Origin of the sequence: Bacillus sp. AP50 (assembly GCF_040492675.1) — a bacterium.
Taxonomy (GTDB): domain Bacteria; phylum Bacillota; class Bacilli; order Bacillales; family Bacillaceae_G; genus Bacillus_A; species Bacillus_A cereus.
Genome location: NZ_JBEUTW010000402.1, coordinates 1 through 9,981, shown reverse-complemented (window position 1 = coordinate 9,981; position 9,981 = coordinate 1). Strand labels below are relative to the sequence as shown.

The window sequence follows — 9,981 nt, the reverse complement described above, 5'->3', positions numbered from 1 at the left end:
ATAAGAGGGAGGAATTTATAAAGTGAAGACAGTTATAGAAGGTGTGTATAGTCCTTGTTATGGAAAAGTAGAGAAGTTATTTGTGACGGAAAGTTCTTACGTATACGAGTGGGAGAAATTAGCATTAATTGAAACAATAGATAAACAGAAAGTAGAAATTAAGATAGGGATCAGTGGTTATATTGAATCATTAGAAGTAGTAGAAGGACAAGCTATTGCTGATCAAAAATTATTAATAACAGTAAGGGATGACCTTTTAGTAACAGGCAGTGATTAATGTAAGTGACGTGTATTTTTGCTCTTTTAAATCATTATTTTTACACTGAATACTTTTAAAAACGCTTACATTAAATGGGTTGGCAAAGTGAAAAGGGGGGATTTATATGATGGATCAAAACCAAGGATTAAAAAGAGAATTGAAAAGTAGGCACATATTTATGATTGCACTCGGTGGAGTTATTGGTACAGGACTTTTTTTAGGGTCAGGTTATACGATTCATGAGGCTGGACCTGGAGGAGCAATTGTAGCGTATCTTGTCGGTGGATTTGTAATGTATTTAACGATGCTCTGTCTTGGAGAATTAGCTGTTGCGATGCCTGACGCAGGGTCTTATCAAACGTATGCGACAAAGCATATTTCCCCTGCAGCAGGTTATGTAGTCGGATGGATGTCGTGGTTAAACTGGTCTGCTACGATAGGTATTGAATTAATTGCAGTTAGTATTTTGATGAAACGTTGGTTTCCTGATGTACCGTCATGGATTTGGTGTGTAGTGTTCGCGGTACTGCTCTTTGCTATTAATGCGTTATCTTCAAGAAGTTTTGCGGAAGTGGAATTTTGGTTTGCAAGTATTAAAGTAATTACAATTATTGCATTTATTATTTTAGGCGGGGCGGCAATGTTTGGTTTTCTAGATATGAAAGGAAATGAACCAGCACCGATGTTCTCTAGCTTTACTGATTACGGGGGACTGTTTCCGAATGGATTATCAGCCATTTTAATTACGATGATTGCAGTTAATTTTTCTTTCCAAGGAACAGAACTAGTTGGTATTGCAGCAGGTGAGAGTGAAAATCCGGAGAAAACGATCCCGAAGGCAATTAACAATACAGTTTGGCGTATACTTGTTTTCTTTGTACTATCTATTTTTATTCTTGCTGGACTATTCCCTTGGCAGCAAGCAGGAGTAATAGAAAGTCCATTTGTAGTTGTATTTGATAAAATTGGTATTCCTTATGCAGCTGATATTATAAATTTCGTTATTATTACAGCAGTTCTATCCGTTGCGAATTCAGGATTATATGCAACTTCTCGTATGCTATGGTCTATGTCTAATCAAGGAATGATTAGTCCGATTTTTGGTAAGTTATCTAAAAACGGTGTTCCTATTTATGCATTGATTGTAAGCACAATTGTAGGTTGTCTCTCATTATTATCAGGTATTTATGCGGAAGATACAGTTTATTTATGGCTGCTTTCTATCGCTGGATTTGGAGCGATACTAGTTTGGGCATCTATTGCTCTATCTAACTTATTAGCTAGAAGGTCATACATAAAGCAGGGCGGGGATGTCAAAGACCTGAAATTTAAAACACCGCTGTATCCATTCGTACCACTGCTTGCGTTAGTATTAAATGTAACAGTAATCGTTGGCATGGCCTTTATTCCAGAACAAAGAATGGCATTGTATTGTGGTATTCCATTTATGATTGTTTGTTTACTGTTTTATCGTGCGACAAGAAATAAGGTACGTAAAGTAGAGCATATTGAAAAGATCAATACAACAAAAGTAGAAAGTTTATAATATTGAGTAATTTGGAGACTGTAAAATTGTAAACAGTCTCTTTTTTTGTGAAAATAAAGCTGGAAACATACTATGTATGCAAAGGGGAATTAGCGATGAATCGAGAAATTTCGCAGTTGTTAAAACAAATAGATTCAAGGAAAGAGGAATTGTTAGAACTTACAAAAACATTAATTCGTTTTGAAACACCAGCACCGCCAGCGAGAAATACAAATGAAGCGCAAGAATTTGTTGCAGAGTTTTTAAGAAAACGAAATTTTAGTATTAATAAATGGGATGTATATCCGAATGATCCGAACGTTGTTGGGGTAAAAAAAGGAATAAAAAGTGACTCATATAAAAGTCTTATTATTAATGGGCATATGGATGTAGCTGAAGTGTCAGCAGATGAGGCGTGGGAAACAGATCCATTTGATCCATTTATAAAAGATGGCTGGTTAGTTGGACGTGGCGCAGCAGATATGAAAGGGGGATTGGCTGGGGCACTATTTGCTATTCAGCTTTTACAAGAAGCTGGCATTGAATTACCTGGAGATGTAATCTTTCAATCCGTAATTGGGGAAGAAGTTGGAGAAGCTGGCACGCTTCAATGCTGCAGGCGAGGTTATGATGCTGATTTTGCAGTCGTAGTGGATACGAGTGATTTACATATGCAAGGACAGGGCGGCGTAATTACTGGATGGATTACTGTGAAAAGCCCGCAAACGTTTCATGATGCAACACGTAGGCAAATGATCCATGCAGGGGGACGTTTATTCGGAGCGAGTGCGATTGAAAAAATGATGAAAATTGTGCAAAGTTTACAAGAATTAGAGCGCCACTGGGCAGTCATGAAAACATATGAAGGCTATCCATCTGGAACAACAACAATTAATCCAGCTGTTATTGAGGGGGGAAGGCATGCGGCGTTTATTGCGGATGAGTGCCAGTTATGGATAACAGTGCACTTCTATCCGAACGAAACACATGAACAAATAATAAAAGAAATTGAAGAATATATTGGAAAGGTAGCAGCTGCCGATCCATGGTTAAGTGAAAATCCGCCACAATTTAAGTGGGGTGGAGAATCAATGATTGTAGATCGTGGTGAAATTTTCCCTTCATTAGAAGTAGATAGGGAACATGCAGCTGTAAAAAAACTTAGCTCAGTACACGAGTCTATTTTATCAAAAAATGCAATTTTAGATATGTCTGCAACGGTAACTGATGGCGGTTGGTTTAGTGAGTTTCACATTCCAGCGATTATATATGGACCAGGTACATTAGAAGAAGCACATTCTGTAAATGAGAAAGTTGAAGTTGAACAGTTAATTGAATTTACAAAAGTAATAACAGCATTTATATATGAATGGTGCCACACGAAAAAATAGATTTGCATAGTAAAATCGTACGAGTATGTATACTTGTACGATTTTTTATTGAACTATTTCAGAGTTGAATATAAACAACTGAAATAGTTCTTTATTTTGCTATGTCTTTCGTTTTATTTCAAGTAATTTCTCTTTTGCTAATTCAACGGCGATCGCATCATCTAAATAGCCAATTGGAAAGAGATAGTCGGGAATAATATCTGTCGATAAAATGAAATAAAGTAATGCGCTCCCAAGAACTGCACGTTCTTCTTTTGAAATGGTTTCATTGCAAAATTGTTGATACATATCTGTTAATTGTTCAATAAAAGGACCAGCACTATCAATTTGCTCTAATTTGCTTGCGAAACTGTTATGAATACGTTTTTCGCCTTCTGTTGTCTGGGCATAGCGTTCGTAATTTTCGAGTTCTTGTTTTACGCGAGTTGTAGTGTAATCGAAATCGAATAAGTTAGAGGATTGCAGCGTTTGCTGAATGGTATCAAGAGATGTGTACATATCTGTTTTTTCTTTATTAATGTGAGGAGAATCAGGGTACATTTCATCAAATAACAATTGGGGTGGAACTTGAAGACATTCTGCAAATTTTTGTAGATGTTTTTGTTTTGGCGGTTGTTTACCATTAATAATTCTTGAGACTGTTGCAGGATCAATATTTGTAAGTATTCCTAGTTGGCGCATAGATAAGGCGCGTTCTTTTAAAAGTTTTTTTATTAATTTGCCAAGCCGATCATTCGGGTTTTCATTAGCCATAGTGTAGGCACTCCTTTTTTAGTGTTGAAAAAATATTGAGCATTTATTACAAGTATATGAAACAGACAGGCACAGTTGCTCAACATTTTCATAATATGCATTGAAAAGTGAGAAAAAGGGGTGACTATTTATGAGTACGGTAGGCTTATTTTCAATTTTTTTAATCGGGATCGCTTCTAATTTAGATAATGCAGGTGTTGGAATTGCATATGGCATTCGTAAAATTCGTATTTCGTGGTTTAACAATTTTATCATCGCATTCTTTGGATTTTTATTTACTTTACTAGCTGGATTTTTTGGAAACTGGATTGCGTTATTTATTTCAGAGTTTACAGCAAATCTGATTGGAGCAATCGTTTTAGGGATAATCGGTGTGTTTATTTTATGTCAGCCTTTCTTGGGCCAAAAAAATACTGCAGGTTCTAAAGATGATAATGTACTTATGGGAATTTTACGTGATCCGGAAAAAGCAGATTTTGATGGTTCTAAAACAATTAGTTTCTCAGAAGCAATTGTTTTAGGAGTTGCGTTGTCTATTAATAATATTGCAGGTGGATTTGATGCAGGGGTAACAAATTTAAATCTTTGGCTTACAGCGACTATTTCTGGGGTGTTTAGTTTTATTTGTATTAGTGGTTTTGCGTATGTAGGAAAACGATTTTTAGCAGAATACTTAGGGAAATGGGCGACAGTTATCGCAGGAGTGTTATTAATTCTTATTGGGATCGATCAGTTGTTGTAAGGAGAGTAGAAAACAAGGTTCGAGTATTTCCTTGGAAATACAGCAAGAGATTGCATATATCGACGTACTTTTCTCCATACTAATACGGATTTCTTTTAAGAAAGGGGGATTTGTATGGGACGCGGGAAAGCATTTGATCATAAGAAAAAAGGGCATGATCATCAACCACCTAAAGGTGCGTTCATTCATAAAGATGTAAATGAACATACTTTGGAAGAGGAAGAGCTACCAGTAAATATTGAGGCGTATAAAAATAGTTTAAAAAAACATTAAAAGCACCTACATAGGTGCTTTTTTACCGTATATCTTCAATTAATTGTTCGGATTCTTCATGCATACTGTACTCACTTAATACTTGAATGCAAAGCCACTTTAATTCCTCAATCGTATGCTCAAGTTCTTCAGGAAGCACATGATAAATGTCTTCAAGTCCCATCCCGAAATGAATAAGTTCAAGTACTTGATCATCGATGTTCCGATCCATTAATAATTCAAGTACTTCTAAATTGAATATGTATCGGTGAGCTTCGTCGAGTGAAACAACTTTTAACTTCAAGCTTTCTACAATACTCAATATAAAAAGAAGGATTGTTTTTTCAAGAACAGGTTGTTTTCCCATTTGAAATATTAGTTTCATCTTTCACACCTCCACATATAGCGCTAGGTTGTACTATATTATTCAGGAGGGGGGAACAAATATGCATGATATAGAGAAACTTTCAGCACTGTTTTTGTAAGAGGATTGATAACTGACAAAAGTGAGGTTTTGGCGAAATAAAAAATCCTGCTAGTATAGCAGGATAACTCGCGATTAAAAAATGCTCCAACCTTCTTGAGCAGAAAGAAGTTCAAGGATTTTAAAACCGGCAATACTATTTCCGTTTGCATCTAAAGCTGGTCCGAAAATACCGATTCCCATGTCTCCTTTTACGCAGCCAAAAATACCACCGGCTACACCACTTTTTGCAGGAATACCAACACGAATTGCAAATTCACCAGATTCGTTATACATACCACATGTGACCATAAATGTTTTGCAAATTTTTGTAATATGCTTAGGGATAATTTGTTTTTTCTTATATGGATCATATCCATCCATTGCAAAAATTAAGCCGATACGTGCTAAATCGATGCAGTTTACTTCAACTGCGCATTGACGAGTATATAAATCCATAAGTTCTTCAATATCACAATCGATAATTCCGTTTTGTTTCATATAATAACAAAGTGAACGGTTTAGGTAAGCTGTCTCTAGTTCTGAATCGGCAACTTTAGAGGAATAATTAATAGTAGGATTATCTGTTATTTCACGTACAAAATGAAGAATACGTTCCATTTTTTCCTCGTTATCTTTTCCTGCTAACATGCTTGTAATAGCTAAAGCTCCTGCATTTATCATTGGATTAAGGGGTTTGGACGGACTTGTCGTTTCTAACTTAATAATAGAATTAAATGGGTCACCCGTTGGTTCCATTCCAACTTTAGAAAATACATATTCTTCACCACGGTCTAAAAGGGCAAGGGCAAGTGTAATTACTTTGGAAATACTTTGAAGAGTAAATAGTGTTTGTGAGTTGCCTGCATGGATATATTCTGTTTCTTTATGGAAAATGGCAATCCCTAAATCGTCTGGATTTGCATTTCCTAGTTCGGGGATATAAGTAGCAAGTTTTCCTTTTTTCGTATATGGTTTTACTTGTTCTAACAACTGTTGTAAGTTGTTTGTTTCAATGCACTGCATAGTACCAACGCTCCTATTTTGAATTAACTAAGTTTACTTTTCCCGATATGCTCGGAAATAAATAATAACATGAAAAAGTGGAATGATAAAACGAAAGTTCAATGTGCTATAATAGGTCTTTCGTTTCGAGTATTCTGTATTTTAAAAAGGAGAATTTTCCTTTTATATAACAGTTTGGAAATAGGAGATTTATCCATAAAAAGTTCAGAAATAAAAACTACACATCTATACAACTATATGTTATTATGGTTATGTAATAGAAAGCGTTTTCTAAAGCGTACTTATAATGATAACGATTTCATAAATTTAATTAGGGGGAATTAAAATGTTGCAGTTTTTACAACGTATTGGTAAAGCTTTAATGCTTCCGATCGCAGTACTACCAGCAGCAGGATTATTGCTTCGTTTAGGGCAACCAGATGTATTTGATATTCCTGTTATGGCACAGGCCGGCGCAGCAGTTTTTGATAACTTAGCACTTATTTTTGCAATTGGTATTGCAATCGGTCTTTCAGTGGATGGTAGTGGTGCAGCAGGTCTTGCAGGTGCAATTGGTTATCTTGTTATGAAAAATAGTATTGATGCACTTAGCAAAGGGTATTCAACTGCTGAATTACAAGGTAAATTAAGTAAAGTCCAAGATTTAATAGGTAATAGCGCAAATGTAGATCCATCTAAGCTTGCGGATACAATGACACAAGTATCTAAGGCTGCTGAATTATCGACTAAAGTAGATATGAAAGTCTTAGGTGGTATTATTGTTGGTGTTATAGCAGGACTTCTTTATAATAAATTCCATAAGATTAAACTTCCAGAATGGTTAGGTTTCTTTGCTGGAAAACGTTTCGTTCCAATTGTTACATCAGTCGTGATGCTGATATTAGGAATTCTATTTGCACAAATTTGGCCAACAATTCAAAATGGTATTGATGCATTAGCTCATGGAATTGTTAATTTAGGTGCAATTGGTTCAGGATTATTTGGTTTATTAAACCGTTTATTAATCCCAATTGGTTTACACCACGTAATGAACACATACTTCTGGTTTGTATTTGGGGACTTTACAAATGCAGCAGGTAATGTTGTTAATGGTGATATTGCTCGTTTCCTTGCAGGTGACAAAACAGCAGGTATGTTTATGACTGGTTTCTTCCCAGTTATGATGTTCGGTTTACCAGCAGCATGTTTCGCAATGATTGCAGCTGCTAAACCAGAAAAGCGTAAAGCAGTTACTGGTATGTTAGCTGGTCTAGCATTAACTTCATTCTTAACTGGTATTACAGAGCCTATTGAATTCTCATTCATGTTCTTATCACCAGTATTATATGGTATTCATGCTGTATTAACAGGTCTTTCTTTATTCATTACAACATCGCTTGGCATTCATGATGGTTTCTCATTTAGTGCCGGTGCAATCGATTACGCTTTAAACTTCGGTATTGCAACAAAACCAGTCTTACTAGCAGGTATCGGTTTAATTTACGCAGCAATTTATTTCATAGTATTCTACTTCTTAATTAAGAAGTTCGATTTAAAAACTCCTGGTCGTGAAGATGACGATGAGTTAGTTGAAGATGGTGAGGCACCAGTTGCAGGTTCAATCGGTGAAACTTACGTAGCAGCTTTAGGCGGAAAAGAAAACTTAACAGTTATTGATAACTGTGCAACACGTCTACGCTTACAAGTAAAAGATGCTGGTCAAGTAAATGAAGCAGCATTAAAACGTGCTGGTGCAAAAGGTGTTATGAAATTAAGTAATACAAGTGTACAAGTTATCGTAGGTACAAATGTTGAATCTGTTGCCGATGATATGAAAAAACACGTATAAATAATGAGATAAGAGGATGTCCAAAAAGATTGATAAAATCAATTTTTTAGAGGATATCCTCTTTTTTTTGTTAATAATTTAACGGGAATCTTACTTTTGTAAATTTTCTTTTTCTTTTTTGTACATATAGGTTGGTAATATGTGCAGTGCGTGATAAAGTAGGGATGATATAGAATGGATTATCCATAATCTACTAAAATAAATCTTTAATAGAGGAATTAAATTATTGGTGAGTAAGGGGAAAAAAGCAATTATGGATCAGGAAAAAAATAATGCGAATGGGAAAGTACGTCGGCCGATTGTATACATAAAAAGAACAATCATTCTCGTCTTACTATTATCACTTGTATATTTTATGTATACAAAAATTGTTGCGCATAATAAGAAAGAAGAAACTTTAAAAGCGGCAGCAGAAATGAAGAAACAAGAAGAGCTAAAAAAGAAAGAAGAAAAAAAGAAACAAGAAGTACAGAAGCAAAAACAAAAAGAGCAGGAAGAACAAGTGAAGCAAGCGCAAGCTGTGGAGAAGCTTCCCGAGGGACCACCTCAAGAAATTAATGAAAACGCTCAATTAGACCAGTATTTACAAAACGCAGGATTTAGCGGGACAGCTGTTATTGTAAAGAATGGAAAAGTTCTTTTGAATAAAGGGTACGGTATGGCAAATAAAGAACAGAAAGTACCGAATAATTCAGAGACGACTTTTTATATTGGTTCTATTTCAAAGGCATTTGTAGCAACTGCTATTATGCAGTTGAAAGATCAAAATAAATTACAAGTAGAAGATACTGTTGCAAAGTATATTCCAAATTTTCCTCAAGGTAATAGTATTCAGCTAAAACATCTATTAACACATACATCAGGGATTCCCGAATATGAGCAGGGAAAAGAAGATATTTCTCATGAAGAACTGATAAAGCGGATAGGAAATCAAAAGCGTATTGGTGGTCCAGGAGAGAAATGGAAGTATTCTGACTCGAACTACTCTATACTTGCATACATTGCCGAGAAGGTAAGTGGACAGTCGCTCGAAGAATATATTAAGCAACATATTTTTGCTATTGCGGGTATGAAACATTCTGGTTTTGGCACAGCGTTAGAACAAACAAGATTCCCATCAACGGGTTATAAAATAGTAAATAATAATATGACAACACCTAATATTCCGAGCATGTCACAACTATATGGTTGTGGTGATATATACACAAGTGCGCATGATTTATATTTATTTAACGAAGCACTATTCTCTGGTAAATTAATTTCAAAAGAGAGTTACGATCAAATGTTTACGGGTGGAAAAAAGGATTACGGGTTTGGATGGTACGTAGACCCAGGAAGCTATTCGAATCACGGTGTAATGCCAGGATGGAATTGCTTAAACGGATTTAGTAAAAATGGTAGTGTATATGTTGTTTTATTATCTAACATTCAAAATAACATTAAATCATTTGGTAAAGTGAATAACGATATTTATTCGATATTGCGGAATATTGAAGTGTAAGAAACTATCCTTTTGGATAGTTTTTTTTATGCCTTGAACCAAATATTTCTTTTAGAAAATGTATGTCTTACCTATCACAAAAATATCTATTTTGTATACATTAAGATGTATGGATGTGAAATTTTATAATCTAAAAATAATAGGAGGAGAAGTGTATGTGTCTGTTCAGAAAATATTGGAATAAATTATCGAGATTGTTTAATAGGCAATTAGATTATTTTTTAGATAATAAGTTATTACC

10 protein-coding genes and 2 pseudogenes are annotated in these 9,981 nt (G+C 35.1%); 9 read left to right on the top strand and 3 right to left on the bottom strand.

Annotation, left to right across the window (positions count from 1 at the left end; genetic code table 11):
* The first annotated feature begins 22 nt into the window (after window positions 1–22).
* The 3 genes from ABWK52_RS23325 to ABWK52_RS23315 all read left to right on the top strand — a co-directional run bounded on the left by ABWK52_RS23325 (window position 23) and on the right by ABWK52_RS23315 (window position 3,175).
* The gene (locus ABWK52_RS23325) at window positions 23–277 is read left to right on the top strand and encodes a biotin/lipoyl-containing protein (RefSeq protein ID WP_000859489.1); all 255 of its coding nucleotides are present in this window, start codon (window positions 23–25) and stop codon (window positions 275–277) included.
* A 106-nt stretch (window positions 278–383) separates the two neighbouring features.
* Complete coding sequence (locus ABWK52_RS23320) at window positions 384–1,805, top strand: amino acid permease (protein ID WP_000969251.1); 1,422 nt, start codon at window positions 384–386, stop codon at window positions 1,803–1,805.
* A gap of 95 nt (window positions 1,806–1,900) precedes the next feature.
* Window positions 1,901–3,175: an acetylornithine deacetylase gene (locus ABWK52_RS23315; RefSeq protein ID WP_061655996.1), complete on the top strand. Its 1,275-nt coding sequence runs from the start codon at window positions 1,901–1,903 to the stop codon at window positions 3,173–3,175.
* A 99-nt stretch (window positions 3,176–3,274) separates the two neighbouring features.
* Here ABWK52_RS23315 and ABWK52_RS23310 read toward each other — a convergent pair whose 3' ends face one another.
* Complete coding sequence (locus ABWK52_RS23310) at window positions 3,275–3,928, bottom strand: DUF1232 domain-containing protein (RefSeq protein WP_001262775.1); 654 nt, start codon at window positions 3,926–3,928, stop codon at window positions 3,275–3,277.
* 130 nt (window positions 3,929–4,058) lie between these two features.
* On the opposite strand from ABWK52_RS23310, the gene ytaF reads away from it, so the two are divergent.
* Both ytaF and ABWK52_RS23300 read left to right on the top strand, forming a co-directional pair.
* On the top strand, window positions 4,059–4,670 hold the full coding sequence (ytaF, locus tag ABWK52_RS23305) for a sporulation membrane protein YtaF (protein ID WP_000108728.1): 612 nt from the start codon (window positions 4,059–4,061) through the stop codon (window positions 4,668–4,670).
* 114 nt (window positions 4,671–4,784) lie between these two features.
* Entirely contained in the window at window positions 4,785–4,943 is a 159-nt protein-coding gene (locus tag ABWK52_RS23300) for a hypothetical protein (protein WP_000532409.1), read from the top strand.
* A 22-nt stretch (window positions 4,944–4,965) separates the two neighbouring features.
* Here the strand turns inward: ABWK52_RS23300 and ABWK52_RS23295 are convergent, their stop codons facing one another.
* Both ABWK52_RS23295 and glsA read right to left on the bottom strand, forming a co-directional pair.
* Window positions 4,966–5,307 carry a DUF3969 family protein gene (locus ABWK52_RS23295; protein ID WP_000766604.1) on the bottom strand — a complete coding sequence of 114 codons (342 nt, stop codon included), beginning with the start codon at window positions 5,305–5,307 and terminating at the stop codon, window positions 4,966–4,968.
* Between the two features lie 174 nt (window positions 5,308–5,481).
* Window positions 5,482–6,411 (bottom strand): glutaminase A, encoded by a 930-nt coding sequence (gene glsA / locus ABWK52_RS23290; protein ID WP_001149850.1) that lies wholly within the window; start codon window positions 6,409–6,411, stop codon window positions 5,482–5,484.
* Window positions 6,412–6,480: 69 nt separating this feature from the next.
* Between glsA and ABWK52_RS23285 the strand changes: the two are divergent.
* From ABWK52_RS23285 to ABWK52_RS23270, 4 genes and pseudogenes are all read left to right on the top strand, one after another.
* Window positions 6,481–6,595: pseudogene (locus tag ABWK52_RS23285) on the top strand (transcriptional regulator).
* A gap of 141 nt (window positions 6,596–6,736) precedes the next feature.
* The gene (gene nagE / locus ABWK52_RS23280; RefSeq protein WP_000938903.1) at window positions 6,737–8,239 is read left to right on the top strand and encodes an N-acetylglucosamine-specific PTS transporter subunit IIBC; all 1,503 of its coding nucleotides are present in this window, start codon (window positions 6,737–6,739) and stop codon (window positions 8,237–8,239) included.
* A gap of 253 nt (window positions 8,240–8,492) precedes the next feature.
* Window positions 8,493–9,740 (top strand): serine hydrolase domain-containing protein, encoded by a 1,248-nt coding sequence (locus ABWK52_RS23275; RefSeq protein ID WP_000371841.1) that lies wholly within the window; start codon window positions 8,493–8,495, stop codon window positions 9,738–9,740.
* 155 nt (window positions 9,741–9,895) lie between these two features.
* Window positions 9,896–9,981, top strand: a pseudogene (locus ABWK52_RS23270) (DUF2642 domain-containing protein); the annotation flags it as partial.